The organism is Nonomuraea lactucae (assembly GCF_003313395.1).
Lineage (GTDB): Bacteria > Actinomycetota > Actinomycetes > Streptosporangiales > Streptosporangiaceae > Nonomuraea > Nonomuraea lactucae.
In genome coordinates this window covers 1-21,202 of sequence record NZ_QNFZ01000285.1, presented here as the reverse complement: position 1 = coordinate 21,202, position 21,202 = coordinate 1, and the positions used below count along the sequence as shown (strand labels likewise).

The window sequence follows — 21,202 nt, the reverse complement described above, 5'->3', positions numbered from 1 at the left end:
CGCCCCTGCGCCGCCGCGACGGCCTCCCGCGCGGCGACAGTCGGCGCGGCCCGCTGGGCGAGGAGCCGACCGCCCGTGTCTCAGGCGCGTGGGCGACCGTCATGTGACGGGAGGCCGGTCCGGGGCTCCCGAGCGGGTCCTGCGGCTCGGTGACCGGTGCGCTCCCGACCGCGCCCGTCGGCGCCACTGCCGGCAGGTCGCCGGTGGTGCCCTCACCCCCGTGCGGCTCGCGTACGTGGAAGCCGCCCGGGTCGGTGAGCATGCTGAGGTCGGCGCCCCGATCGGCGCCGGCCAGCGAATCCCGCAGCACGTACGCCCGGTCGGCCAGCTCCAGCGCGGAGCCGGGCCGCTGCGCGGGGTCCTTGGCCAGCAGCGACATGACCAGCTCACGCGCCGGGCCGGGCACGTCCACGCCCAGGGGCGGCGGCAGCTCGTTCAGGTGGCGCAGCGCGATGGCCACCTGGCTGTCCCCCTGGAACGGCGTGCGCCCCGCCAGGCACTCGTAGACCACGACGCCCAGTGAGTAGAGGTCGGTCGCGGGCGTGAGCGGCAGCCCCTGGGCCTGCTCGGGGCTGACGTACTGGGCGGTGCCGAGCACGGTGCCGGCCTGCGTCACCGGCGCCGCCTCCAGGGCGCGGGCGATGCCGAAGTCGGTCACCTTGATTCGGCCCTCGGGGGTGACGAGCAGGTTGGCGGGCTTGATGTCGCGGTGGATCACCCCGGAGGAGTGGGCCGCGTGCAGGGCCCTGGCGGTCTGGTGCAGCACGTCGAGCGCCACCTCGGCCCCCAGGGAGCCGTTGCGGCCCAGGATGGCCGACAGCGGCTCGCCGTGCACCAGCTCCATCACGAGGTAGGCCAGGTCGTTCTGCTCGCCGTAGTCGTAGATCTGCGCGATGCCCTGGTCGGCCAGCGCCGCGGTGATGCGCGCCTCGTTGCGGAACCGCTCGCGGAACGACGGGTCGGCGTAGATGTGGCTGCGCAGCACCTTGACCGCCACCTCGCGGCCGAGCAGCTCGTCACGGGCGCGCCAGACCTCCCCCATACCGCCCGTGGCGATGCGGGAGAGCAGATGGTAGCGGTTACCGAGCCGCATGGGTCAGCACGTTACCGTCAATCATTTCAGCACCGCCTCCATCACGGCCTTTGCGATCGGCGCGGCGGTGTGGCCGCCCGTCGCCTCGGCCCCGACGTTGGCCGCGCCGGACTCGACGATGACCGCTACGGCGATCTTCGGGTTGTCGGCCGGGGCGAAGGAGATGAACCAGGCGTGCGGGGGCTTGCCGTCGCTCGTCTCCGCGGTGCCGGTCTTGCCGCCCACCTCCACGCCCGGGACCTGCGCCAGGGTGGCCGTGCCGTTGTTGACGACGCTGACCATCATCTGGCGCAGCTTGGCCGAGGTCTCGGAGCTGATCGCCTCGCTCAGCTCCTCGGGCTCGGCCTCCTCGACGTTGTCGCCCTTGCTGTCGGTGATCTTGTTGACGAGATAGGGCTTCATGACCTTGCCGTCGTTGGCGATGCCGGCGGCGATCATGGCCATCTGCAGCGGCGTCGTCCGGTTGCTGCGCTGGCCGATGGAGGCCATGGCGAGCGCCGCCTTGTCCTCCTCGGGGCCGAAGTCGCTCCTGGCCACCGACATCGGGACCGCGAGGTCCTGGCCCATGCCGAACTTCTCGGTCAGCTCGCGCATCTTGTCGTAGCCGAGCTTCATGCCCATGTCGCCGAACGGCGTGTTGCAGGACTTCTCCAGCGCGAAGACGAGTGTCACCTGCCCGGCGCCGCAGGCCGCGCCGCCGTAGTTGGGGAGGCTGATGTTGGTGCCGGGGAGGGGCAGCCGCTGCGGGGCGTCGACCGTGGTGTTGGGACCGCGGGAGGAGTCGTCCTCCAGGTAGGCCGCCATGGTCAGCGCCTTGAAGGTGGAGCCGGGCGCGTAGGTCTGGCCGATGGCGCGGTTGAGCAGCGGCTGGCTCTTGTCCTTGGCCAGCTCGTCATAGCGGCTGAACACCTGCCCCTTGTTGGTGCCCGACAGCTCCGCCGGTTCGTACGTGGGCAGCGAGACCATCGCCAGGATGCCGCCGGTCTTGGGGTTCAGCGCGACGACGGCGCCCCGCTTGCCGCTCTGCCGCAGCGCGTCGTAGGCGGCCTTCTGGGCCTTGGGGTCGATGGTGAGGTCGACGTTGGCGCCCCTGGTCGGCTCGCCGGTGAACAGGTCGATGCTCCGCCGCAGCAGCAGGTCGGAGCTGGAGCCGTCGAGCAGGTCGTTCCTCGCCGCCTCGATCGCGGACGCGCTCTCCGGCGAGAAGAAGCCGGTGACGTGGGCGTAGAGCTTGCCCTCGGGATACTCGCGGACGAACCGGAACCTCGTGCTGTCGGTCTCCTTGGACTGGGCGAGGATCACCTTGCCGCCCGCCGTGATGCGCCCGCGCTGCACCGAGTAGCGCTCGTAGAAGTTGCGCTGGTCCCGCGGGTCGCTGGACAGGTTGTCGGCCCGGAGCGCCTGGAGGTAGTTGGCGTTGAGCATGAGCAGCGCGAACATGGCCAGGCATGCGACGGCCACGCGCTTGAGAGTGCCGTTCATCGCTGGAACACCTGCGTCATTCCTTCGTTCTGGATCGCCTGGGGTGGCGGCTGGCGTGCCGCGTCCGAGGTGCGTACGAGGAGCGCGATCAGGATCCAGTTGGCCAGGAGGGCCGAACCGCCCTGGGACATGAAAGGAGTGACCAGACCGGTGAGCGGGATCAGGTTGGTCACACCGCCGACGATGATGAAGATCTGCCAGGCCAGCAGGAACGACAGGCCGCATGACAGGAGCTTGGAGAAGGGGTCGCGGGCCGCGAGCGAGGTGCGCAGGCCGCGCTCCACGATCAGCGCGTAGATCATGAGGATCGCCATCACGCCGGTGAGCCCCAGCTCCTCGCCGATGGCGGCGAAGATGAAGTCGGAGTAGGCGAGCGGGATCTCCTCGGGGTGACCCTGGCCGAGCCCGGTGCCGAGGATCTTGCCGTTGCCGAACCCGAAGAGGGCCTGCATGATCTGGTAGCTGCCACCGATCTCACGGTCGTAGAACTCCGGGCTCTCCGGGTGGAGCCAGATCTGGAACCGGTCGCCCACGTGGCTGAAGACCTGCCCGGCAAGGAACGCGCCCCCGACGAAGAGCAGGATGCCGATCAACACCCACGAGGTGCGCTGGGTGGCGACGTAGAGCATCACGATGAACGTGCCGAACAGCAGCAACGAGGAGCCGAGGTCCTTCTGCAGGACGAGCACGCCCAGGCTGATGCCCCAGGTGATGAGGATGGGGCCGAGGTCACGGGCCCGCGGGAGGTCGATGAAGAGCAGCCGCCGCCCGGCCAGCGCCAGCACGTCGCGCTTGGCCACCAGGTAGCCGGCGAAGAAGACGGCCAACGCCAGCTTGGCGAACTCGGCGGGCTGGATGGTGAAACCGAACAGGCTGATCCAGATGCGCGCGCCGAAGAACTCCCGGCCCAGACCCGGGATCAGCGGCGAGATGAGCAGGAGCAGACCGACCAGCCCGGCCGTGTAGGTGAGCCGCTGCAGCGACCTGTGGTCGCGCAGCACGACCAGCGTCACGGTGAAGAGCACGATGCCGACGCCGGTCATGAGGATCTGGTTGGTGGCCGAGGCCGCCTCGTCACGGCCGCTCAGCTCCAGCCGGTAGATCATCACCAGGCCGATCCCGTTGACCAGCGTGACGAGGGGAAGCAGGAGGGGGTCCGCCCACGGGGCGAACCTGGCGAGCACCAGGTAGGCGATGAGCATCAGCCCGCCCAGGCTCAAGCCGTACGTCAGCATGCCGGCGGGGATCTTGCCGTCCACGGCCAGACCCACGTTGGCGTAGGCCAGCATGATGATGCCGACCGCGAACGCGAGCATGCCGAGCTGGGCCACGCGCCGCTTGGCGGGCATGGGGACGGGGGAGGCGACCACTTCGCTCATCTATGGCTTCGTCTTCGTGGCGGTGGGGGACGGCGACGCGCTCATGGGCGGCGACGCCTTCTGCTCGCTCGAGAACTTCAAACCGTTGATCCTCGTGATGCCGTCGGCGACGCTCGTGACGTCGATGCCGTCTTTGATCAGCGCCTGGTCGGGGGCGGAGAGCTCGGAGAGGGGCTTGCCGGTGTGCTGCGCGACGGAGAAGAACTGGAAGGGGCCGACCTGCTGCCGGATCCCCTGGAACACGACCACCTCGTTGCCCTTGGCCCCGACGAAGAACTGCGCCTGCGTCCACTGCCAGCCGAAGTAGCCGCCCACGCCCACCACGACGGCCCCGATGCCGAGCACGGAGACCAGCATGGGCCACAGGCGACGGCGCCTGACGGGCCGCCGGGACGCCCGCGGGCCCGGCTCGTCGAAGTCGTCGTCGGTGATCGCCGGCTGGGGCGCGGTCACCGCGCTGGCTCGCCCCGGCGAGGTGTCCTGGGGGGCCGGCCGCAGGCGGTTCATGCCGGCCGCGCCGACGACGGCGGCCTCCACCGGCACCTGCTGCCCGTCGGTGATCTCCAGCACGTCGGCCAGCACGCAGGTGATGTTGTCGGGCCCGCCACCCCGGTTGGCCAGGTCGATGAGCTGCCGGACGACCTCTTCGGGGTCGTCGATGTTGGTCAGCGTGGCGTGCAGGGTCTCCGCGCTCACCACGCCCGACAGGCCGTCGGAGCACAGGAGGTAGCGGTCGCCCACCTGCGCCTCGCGCAGCGTGAGATCCGGATCGACCTCGCCGCTGCCGTCGAGCGCCCGCAGCAGGATCGAGCGCTGCGGGTGGGTCGCCGCCTCCTCGGGGGTGATCCGCCCGTCGTCGACCAGCTGCTGCACCAGCGTGTGGTCATGGGTGATCTGGTAGAGCTCCCCGCGCCTGAGCAGGTAGGCGCGCGAGTCGCCGACGTGCACCAGAGCCACCTGGGTGCCGTGCCAGAGCATGGCGGTGAGCGTCGTGCCCATGCCCTTGAGGCTGGGATCCCGCCCGACCATCTCGTGCAGCTTGCGGTTCGCGTCGCGTACTGCTGCCTCGATGGCGTTGAGCAGGTCACCGCCCTGTTGGACCTCTTCGAGAGAGGCCATTGCGGCGATGGCGACGGAGCTCGCCACCTCACCGTGTGCGTGCCCGCCCATGCCGTCGGCGACGGCGAGCAGGCGGCCGCTGGCGTACGCCGAGTCCTCGTTCCCTTCGCGGAGGAGGCCGACGTCCGAGCGGGCGGCGTAGCGGAGTGCGATGGTCATTTGCGCAATTCAATGACTGTCTTGCCGACGCGGATCGGAACACCGAGCGGCACCGGGGTCGGGCGGGTGACTTTTGAGCGGTCGAGATATGTGCCGTTGGTCGAGCCGAGATCTTCCACGATCCACTGACCGTCCTGAGGGAAGAGCCGGGCATGCCGGCTGGAAGCGTAGTCGTCGGTGACTACCAGCGTGGCGTCGTTAGCCCGGCCAATGGTGATGGGCGTCTCCGTGAGGTTAATGGTGGTGCCCTGCAACGGGCCACCTGTCACAACGAGCTGGCGTGGCTCGCTTTTCTTGCTCTTCGGTTTTGCCGCCGGTTTGGCGGGTTTCGCGGTTTTCCGTGGACCGGAGGGAGCCGTACGTGACCCGAACAAGTCTGTCCGGATCACGCCGACTGCGGCAATGACGAAAAACCACAGCACCGCCAGGAAGGCGAGCCGGATCAGCAGCAGCGTGAGCTCGGACATGGACCGCTTGTCTACCCCTAATCGCGCCGGAACACCAGAGTCGTTCGCCCCAGGGTCACTCGCGTGCCGTTCTGGAGCTCGATCCTGGGTACCGGCTGGCCGTTGACGAATGTGCCGTTCGTTGATCCCAGGTCGACCAGCACCACCTGCTGCCCCTCGACGCGCAGCTCCGCGTGGTGGCGGGAGACACCGGGATCGACAAGACGAAGATCGCAGTCGGTGCCCCTGCCGAGCAAGGTCACCGGAGTGGTGAGCTCGTAGGAACGGTCGCCCTGCGGGTCGTCCTGGGTGGAGACGAGCAGCCTGGGCCGCCCGCCGAAAGCGTGCGGACGGGACGGAGGCAGATCGCTCGCCGGCTGGCGAATCTCGTCCTGCTCGACCGTCGCGCCGCGGATGACGCCAGACCTGATGCGGAACAACCCCACGGCAAGGTCGGAGGCTGTCTCGAAACGGACCCGGACCGGTCCTACGAAGGAGTAGCCCTGTTCCTTGGCGTACTCCCTGGCGAGGTTGGCCAGCTCGTGGCTGATGCTGTCGGCGTAGACCTCGAGCCGTTCGCTGTCAGTCGTGGACAGCTCCACCACGAAGTCGTTGGGCACGAGCGTGCGACCCTGGGCGACGATCGCCGCCCGCTCGTCCATCTCACGCTGAACCGCGCTCGCGACCTCGACCGGCTGAAGGTCAGATTTGAACGCCCGCGCAAAGGCCCCCTCAACCAAGCCTTCGAGCCTTCGCTCGAAGCGCTGAAGGACTCCCACCGGGTACCTCCCTTCCTCCGTGCATATGATCGCGGGCTCCAGGCGCTCTCGAGCCTGGCCCGCTCGTCCCACGTCACGGCGGTCCCGGCGCTTGTTGATCTCGCGCCCAGCTCCTCCGCTCCCGTGTCTTATGCGATCGTATCCGGGTTCAGTACCAGCGGTTGTTCCGTGCTACTGTTTCTCCGCACCCACAAGGGCGGGTGGCGGAACGGCAGACGCGCACGGTTCAGGTCCGTGTGTCCGAAAGGACGTGAGGGTTCAAATCCCTCCTCGCCCACCACGCTTACCGCCGACGAAATCGGCAGACCCACACTGACGAAAGAGAGCCCCGGTTCGCAAGAGCCGGGGCTTCTTCTTTTCAAGAACCTGTGCACGGCTGACGTCGGCGTGCCCAGGGTACGTCCGGGCGGTTGCAGGCCGCTTTCGATCTGCCAACGGTCGGCGGGTGTGTTCTTGGCCACATTCCCGAACCGCGGTGGCGGGCCCGGCGCCTTCCCGGCACCGGGCCCGCCCCGAGACCGCCCGTCTCAGGCGGCCGTCGCGCGGGTGTCGAGGAGCTCGCCGATCAGGTCCGTCAGCGTGACCAGGCCGATGACCGCGCCGTCCTCCCCGGTGACCAGGGCCAGGTGCACCCGCGCCTCCTGAAGCGCCGTCACGGCCTCGGGCACCTGCGTGCCGCACGCCAGCCTCGGCGCCGGGCGCGCCAGCTCGCCGGCCGTACGGTCGGGGTGGAGCAGCGAGTCGCGGGCGTGGATGACCCCCTCGATGTCGCCGGGCACGCCGACGAGCAGCCGCATGTGGCCGCTGCGCCGGGCCGCCTGCCTGATGCGGGCCGCACCGGCTGACGGCGGCACCGTCACGGCCTCGCCGATCGGCGCCATCAGCCGTTCGATGCCCTCGGCCTGCAGCCGCAGCGCCCGCGTGAGCAGGTCGTGCTCCTCCCTGTCGAGCAGGCCCATCCGCCCCGACTCGCCCACCAGCATGGCGAGCTGGCGAGGGGTGCGGGTGGTGGCCAGCTCGTCGCGCGGCTGCACGCCGAACAGGCGCAGGATCACGTTCGTCAGGCCGTTCAGCGCCGACAGCAGCGGCCGCATGAGCGTCACGAAGCCGCGGAACGGCAGCGCCAGCAGCAGGGCCGCCCGCTCTGGACGGGTCAGCGCCCATGACTTCGGCGCCATCTCGCCGATCACCATGTGCAGGAACGTGACCAGCCCCAGCGCGAGCGCGAGCGCGATCGGCATCCTGAACTGCTCGGGCACGCCGACGGCGGCGAAGACCGGCTCCAGGAAGTGCTCGATCGCCGGCTCGGTGACCTGGCCCAGGACCAGCGTGCAGAGCGTGATGCCGAGCTGGGCGCCGGCCAGCATCAGCGAAAGCTGCCTGGAGCCGCCCACCGCCGACCTCGCGGCGATCCGCACCAGGTGGTTGCCGCCGCTCGCCGCCTCCTCGAGGCGGTGCCGCCTGGAGGAGACGAAGGCGAACTCGGCCGCCACGAACAGCGCGTTGAACACCAGCAACGCCAGGCTGAGCAGGATCAGCGTCATCGGACCGCCTCCGCGTGCCGCGCCGGCGCCAGCCGCACCCATTCGGGCACGCGGCGGTTGAGCGAGAGGACGGTCAGCTCGGCCAGGTGCTCGGGTTCGTCGTCGGCGAACGGATCGCTGTCGGGCGTGGTGGGCACGACGACCTTGTCACCCGGTTCGGGCATCCGGCCCAGCCTCGCCAGGACCAGCCCGGCGACCGTGTCGTAATCGTCGCTCTCGGGCAGCGCGATGCCGGTGGCCCGCTCGATCTCGTCGAGCCGGAGGCTGCCCGGCACCTCCCAGACGCCGTCCGGCCGCTCGACCACGCCGGCCGGCTCGGGGTCGTTCTCGTCGACGAGCTCGCCGACCAGCTCCTCGGCCAGGTCCTCGACGGTGATGACGCCGGCCAGGTCGCCGTACTCGTCGATCACGCAGACCATGTCGTCCCTGGAAGAGCGCATCTCGTCCAGGACCGCGGGCAGCGGCAGGGAGTCGGGCACCAGGCGGGCGGGCCGCATGATGTCGCGGACGAGCCCGCGCGCGAGGCGCGCCTCCCACTCGCCGTCCACGTCCTGCCGGCCCGCGTCCTCTCGGCCCGTGTTCTCGTCCGGGTCGTAGGACAGCAGCTCGCGCACGCCCGCGACGCCGACGACGTCGCCGTCCTCGCCGAGGACGGGATAGCGGGAGTGGCCGCGCTCGCGCATGACCCCGACGAGGTCGGAGATCGGCTGGGAGTGGCGCAGCGCGACGACCCGCGGTCGGGGGACCATGATCTCCTCGGCGATCCGATCGCCGAACTCCAGCGCCCGTTCCAGCAGCTCCGACAGGCGCGGCGGCAGCTCGCCCGCCAGCGTCGACTCCGCGATGATCCGCGACAGCTCCTCGGGGGTCGCGCCGTGCTCGACCTCCTCCACCGGCTCGATGCCGACGCGCCGCAGCAGGCCGGTGGCCGCCGAGTCGAACAAGCGCACCACCGGGCCGACCACCGCGAGATACACCAGCGTCGACCCGGCCAGGAACTTGGCCACGGGCTCGGGCCTGGCGATGCCCAGGTTCTTCGGCACGAGCTCGCCGAACACCATCTGGACGACCGTGGCGACGAACACGCCCGTCGCCACCGAGACCCCGGTGATCGCCGCCTCGGGCATCCCGGCGCCGGCCAGCCAGGGCCGTACGAGCGTGGCGATGGCGGGCTCGGCCAGGAAGCCGACGAGCAGCGCCGTCACGGTGATGCCCAACTGGGCGCCGGAGAGCATGAACGACAGGCGGGAGGTCACCTGCAGGGCCTTGACCGCGGCCTTGTCGCCGGCGGCGGCCTGCTCGCGCAGCACGCCCCGGTCGGCGGCCACGAAGGCGAACTCCTGCGCGACGAAGTAGCCGGTCGCCGCGGTGAGAACGAACAGGGCCAGCAAGCCCATATAGGCGCTCACCATGGTGAGCTCTCAGAGGAACCCGTGCCAGTGCACGGGCGACTACTCCAAGGGTCCGGAGTGGACACGATCGTCCCTTCGATAGAGGTGGTCCATAACGGTAACGACGCGGGCCCCAGCTATGTTTCCGGAGTGCCTCAAGGTTGGATGTGCGTACTTTTCCGTGGGAAAAGCTTGGCAACGAGTCTGCAATGGTGAGGGGTTGGACGTAGCGTTTAGGGCAACCGAGGGGAAGTAGAGGGAAGTGTCTGAGGACGACCGGACGAGGGCCATGCGCTCGCCAGGAGACGGCCGCCCGCTGCCTCCCAGGAACGACGGAGGAGTGCGATCCGGCGGCGCGCCGGCGCACCAGCGCCCGCCGGCGCCGGCCGTGGGGCCTACAGCCGTGGGGCCCACCGTGGGCTCCGGCGCCGACGACACGCCGCGGGCCAGCTCGCGCGTGTACGGCAAGCAGCGTTCCGGCAACAGCCCGATCAGGCCCCTCAAGCCGTCGGCCGAGCCCGGACCCTCGGGACCCCGTCCCCCCAAGCCCAAGGGCCCGCGGAGGCTGCCGTCAGGCCGCACGATCGCGAAGATCGTCGCCGCCCTCCTGGTGCTGCTCCTCGTGACGGCCGTGGGCCTGTTCTTCTGGATCGACTCGCGGCTCGCCGGCATCGACGGCGTGCTGGACGACTATGAGGGCCGCCCCGCCGACACCCCGGGCACCAACTGGCTGCTCGTCGGATCCGACAGCCGCAAGGGCCTGTCGGCCGCCCAGCGCAGGAAGCTCGCCACCGGCCGCTCGGCCGGCCAGCGCACCGACTCGATGATGCTGCTGCACATCCCCGAGGGCGGCGACAAGCCCACGCTCGTCAGCCTCCCCCGCGACTCGGCGGTCACCATCCCCGGCAAGGGACGCAACAAGCTCAACGCCGCCTACGCCATCGGCGGGCCGAAACTCCTGGTGCAGACGGTCGAAACCGTCACCGGCGTGCACGTCGACAACTACATGGAGATCGGCTTCGCCGGTTTCGTCGGCATCGTGGACGCGGTCGGCGGCGTCGAGATCGACGTACGCGCCGCCGTCGACGACCCCAAGGCGGGGCTCAATCTCAAGAAGGGCCGCCAGGTCCTCAACGGCGGACAGGCCCTCGGCTACGTGCGCACCCGCAAGGGCGGCGCGCTGCCCGACTTCGAGCGGACCAAGCGCCAGCGGCAGTTCCTCGGCGCCGTGGTGAAGAAGGCCGCCAGCCCCGGCGTCCTGATCAACCCCTTCACCTCGATCCCGCTGGCCATGAGCGCCACCGACGCGGTCACCGTCGACAGCACCACGGGGGCGTTCGACATGCTCTCGCTGGGCCTGGCGATGGGCGACAGCCCGGTCACCACGGTCGTGCCGTTCGGCGGCAACGAGATCGCGGGCGGTGGCACGGCGGTCAAGTGGGACAGGGCCAAGGCCCTGCGGCTGTTCGACGCCCTCAAGGCTGACAAGCCCGTCCCCAAGGACGTCCTCGACGCGACCTGACCCCGACCCGCGACCTGGCCCCGACCCGCGACCTGGCCCCGACCTGCGAGCACGGTCGTCCGGGGAGCACAGCTGTCCCCGGGCGCATGGGCCGTTCGGGGGCGGGGTCCGTGCCGGGGGACGGGGCGTCAGCCGCCGGCGCCGCCGTCGACGGCGGTCACGGTGGCCGACACCGCGGCGACCATGATGACCGAGTTGATCGCCGCGATGGTCTTGGCCACGGCGTCCGCCGCCCAGGCGCCCTCGGCGATCTCCCTGATCCGCTCCTTGCCGGCCCCAGGGAACGCCTTGCGGTCGAGCTTGGAGGCGTGCGCCAGCGCGATGAGCACCGCGGTGCGGGCGTCGGGGGTCGCGCCGGCCAGCGCTCCGGCCACGCGCTCCCTGACCTCCGCCTCGACGCTGCCATCGGCCTCCGGCCATCTGGTGGTGGGAAACACGCCGAGCACCTTGCCCCGCTGCTCGTTCAGCACCCCCGACTCGGTGAGCCTGGTGAGCAGGCGCCTTCGCAGTTTGCTCGAGTGGAGCTTCTGCACCCACCAGACGGGCCGGCGCTCCCTGCGCTCCTCCGCCATGCGGGCCAGTGCCGCGTCGAGCTCCTCGTCGCCGAGGGGGGTGGCGTCCCTGACGGACACCTTCTTCTCGGACAGCTCGATCCGTTCGTTGACGGCCAGTTCGGCCAGGATCGCGCCGCCGAGCGCGGGGTCGAGCTGCGTGGCGGAGATGAGCTGCTTGCCCTCGTCCTCGCTGTACGCCAGCAGCAGCAGCTCCTCGGCGATCGTCACAGTCATGCCTTCGACACTAACGTGCGGTCATGGCTATCTCCGAGAAGTTGCACGCCGTCGGCCGCCCGCTCCTGGAGGCGCAGCTCGCGCATCCCACGGTGGTGGGGATCGGGCGGGGTGACCTGCCCGAGCCGGTGTTCCGGTCGTGGCTGGAGCAGGACTACCTGTTCCTGCTCGACTACGTACGGGTGTTCGCGCGGCTGGCCTGGCAGGCGCCGGGGGAGCACCTGGGCGACCTGGTGGACCTGGCTCACACGACCTTCCATGACGAGCTGAGCCTGCACCGGACGATGTCCGCCGAGTTCGGGGCGGATCTGGACGGGGCACGCAAGGGGCCGGCGTGCGCGGCGTACACGTCGTTCCTGCTGGAGTCGGCGGGGAGCTACGCCGAAGGGCTGGCGGCGCTCTATCCATGCATGTGGGGCTATTCGATGCTGGGCCGGAAACTGGCGGAGAATCCTCCCGCCGAGCCGCGCTACCGGGCGTGGGTGGACACGTACGCGGATCCGGGGTTCGCGGCGCTGGCCGTACGGATCGCCGAGATGATCGACGAGGCCGGGCCGGAGCCCGCGCGGGCGGAGGCGCTCTTCGCCGAGGGGATGGCGCACGAGCTGGCCTTCTGGGACGTGCCCTGAAGCGGGAGCCCGCGATATCCACAGGCTGTGGACGGTCGGGGCCGCCCCGTACTCTGGTGGCATGCCGGAACTTCCCGAAGTCGAGTCGCTGGCCGGGTTCCTGCGCGAACGCGCGGTGGGCCGCGTCGTCCTGGGCGTCGACGTGGTCGCGATCCAGGCGCTCAAGACGTTCGATCCGCCCGTGAGCGCGCTCGGCGGGCTGGCCGTCACGGGGGTGGCGAGGCGTGGCAAGTTCCTCGACCTCGACTGCGACGGGCTGCACCTGGTCATCCATCTGGCGCGCGCCGGGTGGCTGCGCTGGCGTGACGACCTGTCGGGCGCGAAGCCGGTCCGCCCGGGGAAGGGGCCTCTCGCGGCGCGGGTACGGCTCGCGCCGGACGACGACGGCCTGGCGCCGGGGTTCGAGCTGACGGAGGCGGGGACGCAGAAGCGCCTCGCCGTCTATGTCACGAAAAATACGGACGACGTGCCGGGCGTCGCGGCACTCGGCCCGGACCCGCTCGACGACGCCTTCACCGTGGAGGCGCTCAAACGCATCCTGGGCGGCAGCCGCACGCAGATCAAGGGCCTGCTGCGCGACCAGAAGGTCATCGCGGGCATCGGCAACGCCTACTCCGACGAGGTGCTCCACGCCGCCAGGATGTCGCCGTTCAAGATCGCATCCACTCTCACCGACGCCCAGATCGCCGACCTCCACGAGGCCATCGTGACCACGCTGCGCGACGCGGTGGAGCGGGCGCACGGCCTGGCGGCCAAGGATCTCAAGGCGGAGAAGAAGTCGGGCCTGCGCGTGCACAACCGGGCCGGCCAGCCCTGCGACGTCTGCGGCGACACCATCCGCGAGGTGTCGTTCGCCGACTCCTCGCTGCAGTACTGCCCCACCTGCCAGACGGGAGGCAAGCCGCTCGCCGACCGCCGCCTGTCCCGCCTGCTGAAGTGACGGCTGAGTGGACGGCTGAGGGGACGGCTGAATTTGACGGTCGTGCCGCTCACCGCCGCGGACGCGAGATGATGGAGGCATGACGGTTCCTGAGATCGAGGCGCGCGACGTTCCCGCCGACGGCTTCCTGATCGACGTGCGCGAGCGGGAGGAGTGGGTGGCGGGGCACGCCCCCGACGCGGTGCACATCCCGATGTCGGAGATCCAGGGCAGGGTCGCCGAGGTGCCCGGAGACCGGAAGGTCTACGTCGTCTGCCGGGTCGGTGGCCGTTCGCTGCAGGTGGCCGCCTGGCTCAACCACCTGGGGCACGACGCGGTCAACGTGGGCGGCGGCATGCAGTCGTGGGAGTTCGCCAGCCGGCCGATGGTGAGTGAGACGGGACAGCCTCCCTTCGTCGCGTGATCACTGCGCAGGTCATTCTTCCTGTCGCCGTGAAGCTGGTCGGCTCCTCGTTGCCGAGGACGTGGCGAAGTGGTCGCCCACCTGCGGGACTGGGTCTCGGCGGCCGTGCTCACGGTCATCGTCGTCGCGTGGAGGCAGGACTGGAAGGCGTCTCGGGCCACGAGCTCCTCTTCAGCGTGGCCGTCTAGCAGCCTCCCCCCGCGCTGGCTGATGTCTGACCGATGGTGCATCATTGGCGCAAGCCGGATGATTTCCGGCTTCGTGTACCAAACCCCCGCGGGAGCTTGGGGCAACCAGGCTGAGAGGGCAGCTACCGCTGCTGCCGACCGCATGAACCTGTCCGGGTAATGCCGGCGTAGGGAGTGTGCGATGACGCATGTCGTCGACGAAGTTCCGCTGACTCTCGAAGGAGAGCCTCCCAAGATCCTCGGGCTGCTGGACCAGGGCGCGCTCTGGGCCAACCTGGGTGTCAGCCTGCTGGGCTTCTCCGGGGCGCTGTTCCTGATCAACCCCCTCGGGAACGCGCCGCTGAGCCTGGCCGCCGCGCTCACGGCCACGCTGGTGGGCAGCCTGATCGGCACGGCCATGGTGGGCCTGTCGGCGATCCCCGGCACGCGCACCGGGCAGCCGTCGATGGTGCTGCTCCGCGGCCTGTTCGGGGCCAGGCTCTCCTACATCCCGACCGTGCTCAACATCGTCCAGATGATCGGATGGGGCGCGTTCGAGCTCTGGGTGATCGCCATGGGGGCGACGGCGATCTTCGGCTCGGCGGTGCCGTACGCGGTGTGGGTGATCGCGGCGGGGGTTCTCACCACCACGCTGAGCATCTGGCCGCTCGGCTCGGTACGGCTGCTGCGCCGGTACGTGACGATCGCCGTCGTCATCGCGATGATCTGGTTCGCCGTCGACTTCCTGTCGAGGGCGCAGCCCGAGACCGGCGGCTCGTGGGCGGCGTTCGCGCCAGCGGTCGACTACGTGATCGCGCTGTCCGTGTCCTGGGTGCCGCTCGCCGCCGACTTCGCCCGGCACTCCAGGTCGAGCGCCGCCGCGTTCACCGGCGTGGTCGGCGGCTACACGCTGGCCCAGGTGGCCTGCCTCGGCCTCGGCGTCTACGCGGTGGCCATCGCCGGATCGGCGGCGGTGACGGCCGACGGCACGGCGGTGTTCGGGCCGTTCGTCGCGGCGCCGCTGGGCGCGCTGTTCTTCGCCGTGCTGGTGCTGCGTGAGGCGGACCAGTCGTTCGCGAACGTCTACTCCACCACGGTGTCGTTGCAGAACCTCATGCCGCGCGTGGACCGGCGGATCTTCTCCGTCGCGGTGGGCGTGCTGACGGTGGCCATCGCGCTCGTGGTGGACGTGTTTTCCTACGGGGCCTTCCTCGGCGTGATCGGCGCGGTGTTCGTGCCGATGTTCGCGGTGCTCGCCGTCGACTACTTCGTCCTCGGCGGGTCGCTGCGGTGGGACACCCGCGAGGACGCGCCCGCCCGCTGGTCCATGCTCGTGCCGTGGGTGCTGGGCTTCGCCGCCTACTGGCTGACCACCTCGACCCCGACCGTCGAGCGGTGGGACAACATGTGGAAGGACGTGCGCGACTCGATCGGCTTCACCAGGGAGCCGTGGATGAACGGCGCCCTCGGCGCGGCCCTCGTGGCGGCCCTCGTGACGCTCGCGATCGGCCTGGTCAGGCGGAGGGCTCGACGGTGAGGACCCTTACTGTCAGGCGCGCGATTCGACGGTGAGGTCCGGACTGGTCAGGCGCGCGATTCGACGGTGAGCAGGTGGCGCTTGGCGGCGGCGCCACCGGCGTACTCGCCGGGCGCGCCGTCGCCCGGCACGATGCGGTGGCACGGCACGACCACGCACACCGGGTTGGAGCCGAGCGCGTTGCCGACCGCGCGCAGCGCCCGTGGCCGCCCGATGCGCTCGGCGATCTCGTCGAGGGCCGTGGTCGTGCCGTAGGGCACCGCCATGGTCTTCTGCAGGACCGTCCGGGCGAACGGCGTGGCGATGGCCAGGTCGACCGGCGTGGCGAAGGCGCGCAGCCGGCCGGAGAAGTAGGCGTCGAGCTCCCGGCGCACCGGGTCGAGCCGCCCGGGGTCAGGCCCGACGAACGCGCCGACGTACTTCAGCACCCGCTCGAACACGGTGTGCTCGTCGTCGTAGCTGCAGGCCACGAGGCCCTTGCCGGACACCGCGAGCACCAGCCTGCCGACGGCGCCGTCGTAGGTGCCGAAGGCGATGTCTGGGGGCGTCTCCCCGCGGTAGGTGGGGGAGGTCACCCGCAGCAGGGCATCGATGTCGCCGCCCGTCATCCCCTCACCCACTTTCCACCTGCCGAAGACCGTGACCGCAGCGTATCGGACGGATCGCACGACGGCGGCACCCCGCCACGGGCACTATGGAGGAGTGGGTGACGAGTGGGCCGGAAGTGACGAGATCGCCCGCGCGGTGCTCGCCGGCTCGCCCAACGCACTGATCGCGCTCGACCGGGACCAGACCGTTCTGGTGTGGACCCCGGCGGCGGAGCGGCTCTTCGGCTGGACGGCCGACGAGATGCTGGGCCGCCGGGCGCCGATCGTGCCGGGCGAGCTGACGGCGGAGCACAACGCGGTGCTCGAGCGCGTCCGCACGGGCGGCCAGGTGACGCTGCAGACGAAACGGTTACGCAAGGACGGCGGCCTCGTCGACGTCAGGGTCGACACCGGCGCGCTGGTGATCGGCAGCTCGGTGGTGGGGTACGTCAGCGTGTACCACCCGGCCGAGGCCGACGAGGCGGCGCGCGACCGGATGGCGCGCAGGGCGAGGCTGGTGCGCAGGCTGACCGACGTGGTCGGCGACATCAACGCCGAGCTGGAGCTGCCCGCGGTGCTCGATCGGATAGCGGCCAGCCTGACCGAGCTGACCGGGGCCGACGCGGGCGGGTTCGTCCTCATCGAGGGCGAGCGGCTGCGCCTGGTGAGCACCCACCGGCTGCCCGAGACGCTCAGGGGCACGACGGCCGACCTGCGCACCAGCCTGGTCGGCAAGCTGCTGCGCACCGGCAAGACCGTACTACTGGAGTCGGCCGGGCTGGGCGAGCTGGTGTGGGCCGAGCTGTACGGACTGCACTCCATCGCGCTGGGCCTCGCGGCGGTCGGCGGGCGACCCTACGGCGCCCTCTACGCGCTGTTCGCCGAGCGGCGGCCGGGCCACCTGGAGCTGGAGCTGCTCGAACTGCTCGCCGGGCACGCCGGGATCGCCGTCGGCAACGCGATGGCCTACCAGGAGGCCGTACGCCAGCGGGCCCATGAGCGGGCGCTGTTCGACGCGAGCGCCGACGGCATCGCCGTGCTCGACCGCGAGGGCCGGGTGGTCCGGTGGAACCCGGCCGCGGCGGAGCTCACCGCCCTTCCCGCCGACACGGTCCTGGGCGGGCCGCCGCCGTTCGAGCTGCCCGAGCCCGGGGAGAAGCTGACGTTCCAGCTGGAGACCGGCCGCTGGCTCGACGTGGTGAGCGCCCAGATCGAGGAGACCGGCGAGGTGGTGGTCGACTTCCGCGACGTGACCAAGGCCAAGGAGCTGGAGGAGGCCAAGGATCTCTTCCTGGCCACGACGAGCCACGAGCTGCGCACCCCGATCACGATCGTGCGCGGCTTCGCCAGCACGCTCGACGCCCGCTGGGACAAGCTGACCGACCCCGAGCGGCGCTCCGCCGTCCACACGATCGCCGAGCGGTCCAGGTCGCTGGGGCAGCTCATGGACCACCTGCTGCTCGGCTCCAGGGCTGGCGCGGACGAGCTGCCGGTGCGGGTCGGGGGCTTCGACCTGGCCGACCGCATCCAGGCCGCGACGCTGGGTCTGCCCGTGCTGTCGGACCGCCACCGGGTCGAGGTGGTCATCCCCGAGGGGCTGCCACGGGTCTGGGGCGACGAGCTGGCGACCGACATCGTGCTCGGCCAGTTGTTGGAGAACGCGTTCAAGTACTCGCCGAAGGGCGGCCTGATCAGGGTCGAGGCGTGGCCGGAGGACGACACGGTGGTCGTGGTCGTCGATGACGAGGGCGTCGGCATCGCCCCGCCCGACCGCGAACGGATCTTCGAGCGCTTCGTCCAGGTGGACAGCGGTGATCGGAGAAGGTTCGGGGGGGTCGGCCTGGGTCTCTACATCGTGCGCAGCCTCGCCAGGGCGCAGGGCGGCGATGTGAGCGCGCATCCGAGAGCCGGTGGGGGCACCCGGATGAGGCTCGTCATGGGCACCGAGTCCCTTAGCCGATCCGACACACCGATGCGGTAACGAGGTGGTCACGGTTCCGCTGACCTACAGTCCAATGTGTACAAGCTGTGATCGAGATGCGGTTTCTGGGAACGAGTAACGGGGCATTTCGGTCGTACCGGGGAGTGTTCCACGGGGGGCACTGGTAGACGGGGAGGTGGGTGTGTCAAGCGTGGTGCTGCTGCCGTACGCGCCGTCCAGCGTCGCCGTTGCCCGCCAGCGTCTGAGCACTGACCTGCGGGATCTCGGCGTCTTCGGTGCGGCGATCGATGACGCCGTACTGGTGGTCAGCGAGCTGCTCAGCAACGCGCTCAGGCACGCGCATCCGCTGCCGTCGGGCATGGTCAAGGTGGCGTGGCTGCGCAATGGCGACCGGATCGAGGTCGCGGTGAGCGACGGGGGAGCCGCCACCGAGCCGCGCGCGGGCCGCCCCACCCTGTCCTCGCTGGGGGGCAGGGGGCTCGGCATCGTGGAGTACGTGGCCGAGAGCTGGGGCGTCCGCCACGACGGCGACATGACGACCGTGTGGGCCATCCTGTCCGCGCCCAACGGCAACGGCTCGATGAACGGGCACGTCGGGGCACTCAGAGAGGCCGGATAGCGGTCGTTCAGAGAGGCCGGGCGGCCAGGACGGCGCGCTCGCCCACGGTCCATGCCGCGGACACGAGCAGGTACAGACCGGCGGCCAGAGGGAGCACCGCGGCGGCGAGCACCGAGCCGAACGGCAGCAGCGGCAGGACTTTCCGGACGGCCTCGGGCTGCTCCGCGGTCAGCGTCGCCCTGATCTTGCGGGACGACAGCCACGCGACCAGTGTGATCAACGCGATCAACACAGCGAAGACCGAAAACGGCCAACTGATCAGACCGTAATTGGCTACCACTCCGGCGACCTGGTGTCCCAGCGGCGCCCCCAGCAGGTACTGGCCGGCGAGCGCGGTCGGATGCGTGGCGACCTGATACACCAGCCACATGAACGGCACCTGCGCCAGCCCCGGCATGATCCCGGCCAACGGCGACGTGCCCTCCTTGGCGTAGAGCGCGGAGATCTCCTTGCTCAGCCGCTGCGGATCGCGCTCGAAGCGCTTGCGCAACTGGCCGAGCCTCGGCGCCAGGCGCTCATTGACGCGGGCGCTGCGCGCCTGCCGGATGCTCAGCGGGAGCAACAGCACCCGTACGGCCAGCGTGAACAGCACGATGGCGAGCGCGGCGTGCCCCCCGGACAGGCCAACGACGAACGTGACAAGAGAGTCGATCATGAGCCCTTCAATCGGATCGAGTCGGAGAAGACGATCAGGGCTCGTCGGACAGAGCCCCGCCTAACCGGAAGCGGGGCAGGATGAAGGAGCTCGCGGACGCGGGCGGCCGGCCGCGTCGGGATCGCGCTGGCGCTGGAAGGCCGTGCGCCGGGCGTACACCAGCGGGGACGCCGACGGCTCCGCGCCGCCGACGGGCAGCAGTCTGGCGGCCCAGCTGACCAGCAGCAGGACCGCCACCATGGTCACGCCCACGAGCCAGGGGTCGAGCAGGAACAGGGTCACGGCGACGAGGAGCTCAGCGGGACGACGACTTGCCGACCACGGTCACCGCGATGAAGACGAGCAGGCCGATCACGCCGATGATCAGAGCCACCTTGAGCAGGCCCATCAGCATGGGAAGGATGAAGTTGAACAGCACGAAGAGCGCCAGAAGGGCGCCCAGCACGAGCATGACGACTCGACTCATGAGCCCACCGTACGTCCTGTGGCCATGATCCGCGCGTCTTACGGACCGATGACGCGGCTGTCGGTCCGGCGCCGCCCCGCCGTACCGTGAAAGCGTGAACACGCGCATCCTGGTGGTCGACGACGACCCGACCGTGGCCGAGGTGGTGGCGCGCTACCTGGAGCGCGACGGCCACGAGGTCGAGTGCGTCGGCGACGGCGCGGAGGCGCTGCGCCGGGCGCTGGCCCGCCCGCCCGACCTGATGGTGCTCGACCTGATGCTGCCCAAGGTCGACGGGCTGCAGGTGTGCAGGAAGCTCAGGGAGCGCTGGCCCGTCCCGGTGATCATGCTGACCGCGCTGGGCGAGGAGATCGACAGGGTGGTCGGCCTGGAGACGGGCGCCGACGACTACGTGACCAAGCCGTTCAGCCCGCGCGAGCTCGCGCTGCGCGTGCAGTCGGTGCTGCGGCGGGCGCGCGGCGCGTCCGTCACGGGCGGATCGGGCGTGCTGCGCGACGCCGACCTGGTGGTGGACGTCGGGGCGCACGAGGTACGGCTGGGCGGCGACGAGGTGATGCTGACGGCCAGGGAGTTCGACCTGCTCGCCTACCTGATGCGCAACCCCCGCCAGGCGTTCAGCCGGTCGGCGCTGCTCGACCAGGTGTGGGGCTGGTCGTTCGGCGACTCCTCCACGGTGACCGTGCACGTCAGGCGGCTACGCGAGAAGATCGAACCCGATCCGACCGAGCCGCGCAGGATCGTCACGGTGTGGGGCGTCGGATACCGCTACGAGCCTCTGGAGAGCGGGGGATGAACGGCGGGGTGCGCGCGGCGGCGGCCATGGGCGATCTGGGCATGATCGTGGCGGTCACCGCGGGGCTCGGGCTGATCGTGGCCGGGCTCGGCGTGTGGGCGATGTGGTCGCTGCGTACGCGCTCCATCGGCGTGATGCTGACGGTCGTGATGGTGGTCTCGATCGTCGCGACCCTGGCGGGCGTGGTGGCCATCACGCTGAAGATGATCATCGAAGGCTCGGTCCGCGACTTCGTGCTCAGCGTCGTCGCCGTGGGCGGGCTGGTCGGCCTGGGAGTGGCCTTCGTGCTGGCCAGGCGGGTGGTGGGCGAGAGCAGGCGGCTGGTCGCCGCCGTACGGCACCTGCCGTTCAGCGCGCCCCGCGGGCTGCCCGCCGAGCTCCAGACGATCGCCAACACCCTGGAGGAGGCGTACGAGCGCGAACGCGCCCTGGAGGAGGCGCGGCGCGAGCTGGTGGCGTGGGTGAGCCACGACCTGCGCACCCCGCTCGCCGGGATGCGCGCGATGGCGGAGGCGCTGGAGGACGGGGTCGTGTCGGACCCGGCGACGGTGGCGCGCTATCACGGGCAGATCAAGCACGAGGTGGAGCGCCTGTCGGTGATGGTGGACGACCTGTTCGAGCTGTCGCGCATCCACGCGGGCGCGCTGCGGCTGTCGCGGGCCCGCATCGGACTGGCCGATCTGGTGGCCGACACCGTCGCCGGGGCCGAGCCGCTGGCCCGCGCGAAGGGCGTGCGCCTGGCCGCCGAGGCGGCCGAGGCCG

General features: G+C 70.6%; 22 protein-coding genes, 1 tRNA gene and 1 riboswitch. Of the genes, 10 read left to right on the top strand and 13 right to left on the bottom strand.

Annotation, left to right across the window (positions count from 1 at the left end):
* The 6 genes from DQW85_RS19435 to DQW85_RS19410 all read right to left on the bottom strand — a co-directional run.
* A partial coding sequence (locus DQW85_RS19435) for a serine/threonine-protein kinase (RefSeq protein ID WP_240197292.1) occupies window positions 1-1,093 on the bottom strand: 1,093 nt, incomplete at its 3' end.
* Window positions 1,094-1,114: 21 nt separating this feature from the next.
* Window positions 1,115-2,575, bottom strand: a complete 1,461-nt coding sequence (locus tag DQW85_RS19430) for a peptidoglycan D,D-transpeptidase FtsI family protein (RefSeq protein ID WP_113701718.1) — start codon at window positions 2,573-2,575, stop codon at window positions 1,115-1,117.
* Entirely contained in the window at window positions 2,572-3,954 is a 1,383-nt protein-coding gene (locus DQW85_RS19425) for an FtsW/RodA/SpoVE family cell cycle protein (RefSeq protein ID WP_240197291.1), read from the bottom strand. Before DQW85_RS19425 ends, DQW85_RS19430 begins: the two co-directional genes overlap by 4 nt.
* A complete protein-coding gene (locus tag DQW85_RS19420; protein ID WP_113701717.1) occupies window positions 3,955-5,232 on the bottom strand; it encodes a Stp1/IreP family PP2C-type Ser/Thr phosphatase in 1,278 nt (425 codons plus the stop codon).
* Window positions 5,229-5,699: an FHA domain-containing protein FhaB/FipA gene (locus tag DQW85_RS19415; protein WP_113701716.1), complete on the bottom strand. Its 471-nt coding sequence runs from the start codon at window positions 5,697-5,699 to the stop codon at window positions 5,229-5,231. Before DQW85_RS19415 ends, DQW85_RS19420 begins: the two co-directional genes overlap by 4 nt.
* A gap of 17 nt (window positions 5,700-5,716) precedes the next feature.
* On the bottom strand, window positions 5,717-6,457 hold the full coding sequence (locus DQW85_RS19410; protein ID WP_113701715.1) for an FhaA domain-containing protein: 741 nt from the start codon (window positions 6,455-6,457) through the stop codon (window positions 5,717-5,719).
* A gap of 194 nt (window positions 6,458-6,651) precedes the next feature.
* On the opposite strand from DQW85_RS19410, the gene DQW85_RS19405 reads away from it, so the two are divergent.
* Window positions 6,652-6,737 (top strand) — tRNA-Leu (locus DQW85_RS19405).
* A gap of 247 nt (window positions 6,738-6,984) precedes the next feature.
* Here the strand turns inward: DQW85_RS19405 and DQW85_RS19400 are convergent.
* Together DQW85_RS19400 and DQW85_RS19395 are read right to left on the bottom strand one after the other, a co-directional pair.
* On the bottom strand, window positions 6,985-8,001 hold the full coding sequence (locus DQW85_RS19400) for a hemolysin family protein (RefSeq protein ID WP_113701719.1): 1,017 nt from the start codon (window positions 7,999-8,001) through the stop codon (window positions 6,985-6,987).
* The gene (locus DQW85_RS19395) at window positions 7,998-9,413 is read right to left on the bottom strand and encodes a CNNM domain-containing protein (RefSeq protein ID WP_162795120.1); all 1,416 of its coding nucleotides are present in this window, start codon (window positions 9,411-9,413) and stop codon (window positions 7,998-8,000) included. Before DQW85_RS19395 ends, DQW85_RS19400 begins: the two co-directional genes overlap by 4 nt.
* A gap of 382 nt (window positions 9,414-9,795) precedes the next feature.
* Between DQW85_RS19395 and DQW85_RS19390 the strand changes: the two genes are divergently transcribed.
* Window positions 9,796-10,914 (top strand): LCP family protein, encoded by a 1,119-nt coding sequence (locus tag DQW85_RS19390; protein ID WP_240197290.1) that lies wholly within the window; start codon window positions 9,796-9,798, stop codon window positions 10,912-10,914.
* Window positions 10,915-11,042: 128 nt separating this feature from the next.
* On the opposite strand, the gene DQW85_RS19385 is transcribed toward DQW85_RS19390, so the two are convergent.
* Window positions 11,043-11,702 carry a GOLPH3/VPS74 family protein gene (locus DQW85_RS19385; RefSeq protein ID WP_113701713.1) on the bottom strand — a complete coding sequence of 220 codons (660 nt, stop codon included), beginning with the start codon at window positions 11,700-11,702 and terminating at the stop codon, window positions 11,043-11,045.
* Between the two features lie 23 nt (window positions 11,703-11,725).
* Between DQW85_RS19385 and DQW85_RS19380 the strand changes: the two genes are divergently transcribed.
* From DQW85_RS19380 to DQW85_RS19365, 4 genes are all read left to right on the top strand, one after another.
* Window positions 11,726-12,331, top strand: a complete 606-nt coding sequence (locus DQW85_RS19380; protein ID WP_113701712.1) for a TenA family protein — start codon at window positions 11,726-11,728, stop codon at window positions 12,329-12,331.
* A 61-nt stretch (window positions 12,332-12,392) separates the two neighbouring features.
* Window positions 12,393-13,271 carry an Fpg/Nei family DNA glycosylase gene (locus tag DQW85_RS19375; RefSeq protein ID WP_113701711.1) on the top strand — a complete coding sequence of 293 codons (879 nt, stop codon included), beginning with the start codon at window positions 12,393-12,395 and terminating at the stop codon, window positions 13,269-13,271.
* 79 nt (window positions 13,272-13,350) lie between these two features.
* Complete coding sequence (locus DQW85_RS19370; RefSeq protein ID WP_113701710.1) at window positions 13,351-13,674, top strand: rhodanese-like domain-containing protein; 324 nt, start codon at window positions 13,351-13,353, stop codon at window positions 13,672-13,674.
* A gap of 266 nt (window positions 13,675-13,940) precedes the next feature.
* A riboswitch (TPP riboswitch) is annotated at window positions 13,941-14,053 on the top strand.
* On the top strand, window positions 14,044-15,378 hold the full coding sequence (locus DQW85_RS19365; protein WP_113701709.1) for a purine-cytosine permease family protein: 1,335 nt from the start codon (window positions 14,044-14,046) through the stop codon (window positions 15,376-15,378). Its footprint overlaps the riboswitch before it by 10 nt.
* A 47-nt stretch (window positions 15,379-15,425) precedes the next feature.
* Here the strand turns inward: DQW85_RS19365 and DQW85_RS19360 are convergent, their stop codons facing one another.
* Entirely contained in the window at window positions 15,426-16,046 is a 621-nt protein-coding gene (locus DQW85_RS19360) for a methylated-DNA--[protein]-cysteine S-methyltransferase (RefSeq protein WP_240197289.1), read from the bottom strand.
* Between the two features lie 34 nt (window positions 16,047-16,080).
* On the opposite strand from DQW85_RS19360, the gene DQW85_RS19355 reads away from it, so the two are divergent.
* Window positions 16,081-17,946 carry a sensor histidine kinase gene (locus DQW85_RS19355; RefSeq protein WP_240197288.1) on the top strand — a complete coding sequence of 622 codons (1,866 nt, stop codon included), beginning with the start codon at window positions 16,081-16,083 and terminating at the stop codon, window positions 17,944-17,946.
* A gap of 142 nt (window positions 17,947-18,088) precedes the next feature.
* Window positions 18,089-18,526, top strand: coding sequence for an ATP-binding protein (locus DQW85_RS19350; protein WP_338043397.1), 438 nt, complete (start codon window positions 18,089-18,091; stop codon window positions 18,524-18,526).
* Window positions 18,527-18,533: 7 nt separating this feature from the next.
* Here the strand turns inward: DQW85_RS19350 and DQW85_RS19345 are convergent, their stop codons facing one another.
* Genes DQW85_RS19345 through DQW85_RS44600 form a run of 3 tightly spaced genes read right to left on the bottom strand, consistent with a single transcriptional unit; the run spans window position 18,534 to window position 19,647 of the window.
* Window positions 18,534-19,181: a YidC/Oxa1 family membrane protein insertase gene (locus tag DQW85_RS19345; protein WP_113701705.1), complete on the bottom strand. Its 648-nt coding sequence runs from the start codon at window positions 19,179-19,181 to the stop codon at window positions 18,534-18,536.
* A gap of 60 nt (window positions 19,182-19,241) precedes the next feature.
* Window positions 19,242-19,463, bottom strand: a complete 222-nt coding sequence (locus DQW85_RS19340; protein WP_113701704.1) for a DUF6412 domain-containing protein — start codon at window positions 19,461-19,463, stop codon at window positions 19,242-19,244.
* A gap of 13 nt (window positions 19,464-19,476) precedes the next feature.
* Window positions 19,477-19,647, bottom strand: a complete 171-nt coding sequence (locus DQW85_RS44600) for a hypothetical protein (RefSeq protein ID WP_157978454.1) — start codon at window positions 19,645-19,647, stop codon at window positions 19,477-19,479.
* 94 nt (window positions 19,648-19,741) lie between these two features.
* Here DQW85_RS44600 and DQW85_RS19335 point away from each other — a divergent pair, with 94 nt between their 5' ends.
* Both DQW85_RS19335 and DQW85_RS19330 read left to right on the top strand, forming a co-directional pair.
* Window positions 19,742-20,440 carry a response regulator transcription factor gene (locus DQW85_RS19335; protein ID WP_113701703.1) on the top strand — a complete coding sequence of 233 codons (699 nt, stop codon included), beginning with the start codon at window positions 19,742-19,744 and terminating at the stop codon, window positions 20,438-20,440.
* The coding region (locus tag DQW85_RS19330) for an ATP-binding protein (protein WP_113701702.1) at window positions 20,437-21,202 on the top strand (766 nt) is incomplete at its 3' end. The genes DQW85_RS19335 and DQW85_RS19330, both read left to right, overlap by 4 nt.

Bases quoted from the DNA above. Each gene is read 5' to 3' on its own strand.
- DQW85_RS19430 (WP_113701718.1), bottom strand. From the start codon at position 2,575: ATGAACGGCACTCTCAAGCGCGTGGCCGTCGCATGCCTGGCCATGTTC.
- DQW85_RS19425 (WP_240197291.1), bottom strand. From the start codon at position 3,954: ATGAGCGAAGTGGTCGCCTCCCCCGTCCCCATGCCCGCCAAGCGGCGC.
- DQW85_RS19420 (WP_113701717.1), bottom strand. From the start codon at position 5,232: ATGACCATCGCACTCCGCTACGCCGCCCGCTCGGACGTCGGCCTCCTC.
- DQW85_RS19415 (WP_113701716.1), bottom strand. From the start codon at position 5,699: ATGTCCGAGCTCACGCTGCTGCTGATCCGGCTCGCCTTCCTGGCGGTG.
- DQW85_RS19400 (WP_113701719.1), bottom strand. From the start codon at position 8,001: ATGACGCTGATCCTGCTCAGCCTGGCGTTGCTGGTGTTCAACGCGCTG.
- DQW85_RS19395 (WP_162795120.1), bottom strand. From the start codon at position 9,413: ATGGTGAGCGCCTATATGGGCTTGCTGGCCCTGTTCGTTCTCACCGCG.
- DQW85_RS19385 (WP_113701713.1), bottom strand. From the start codon at position 11,702: ATGACTGTGACGATCGCCGAGGAGCTGCTGCTGCTGGCGTACAGCGAG.
- DQW85_RS19380 (WP_113701712.1), top strand. From the start codon at position 11,726: ATGGCTATCTCCGAGAAGTTGCACGCCGTCGGCCGCCCGCTCCTGGAG.
- DQW85_RS19375 (WP_113701711.1), top strand. From the start codon at position 12,393: ATGCCGGAACTTCCCGAAGTCGAGTCGCTGGCCGGGTTCCTGCGCGAA.
- DQW85_RS19370 (WP_113701710.1), top strand. From the start codon at position 13,351: ATGACGGTTCCTGAGATCGAGGCGCGCGACGTTCCCGCCGACGGCTTC.
- DQW85_RS19365 (WP_113701709.1), top strand. From the start codon at position 14,044: ATGACGCATGTCGTCGACGAAGTTCCGCTGACTCTCGAAGGAGAGCCT.
- DQW85_RS19345 (WP_113701705.1), bottom strand. From the start codon at position 19,181: ATGATCGACTCTCTTGTCACGTTCGTCGTTGGCCTGTCCGGGGGGCAC.
- DQW85_RS44600 (WP_157978454.1), bottom strand. From the start codon at position 19,647: ATGAGTCGAGTCGTCATGCTCGTGCTGGGCGCCCTTCTGGCGCTCTTC.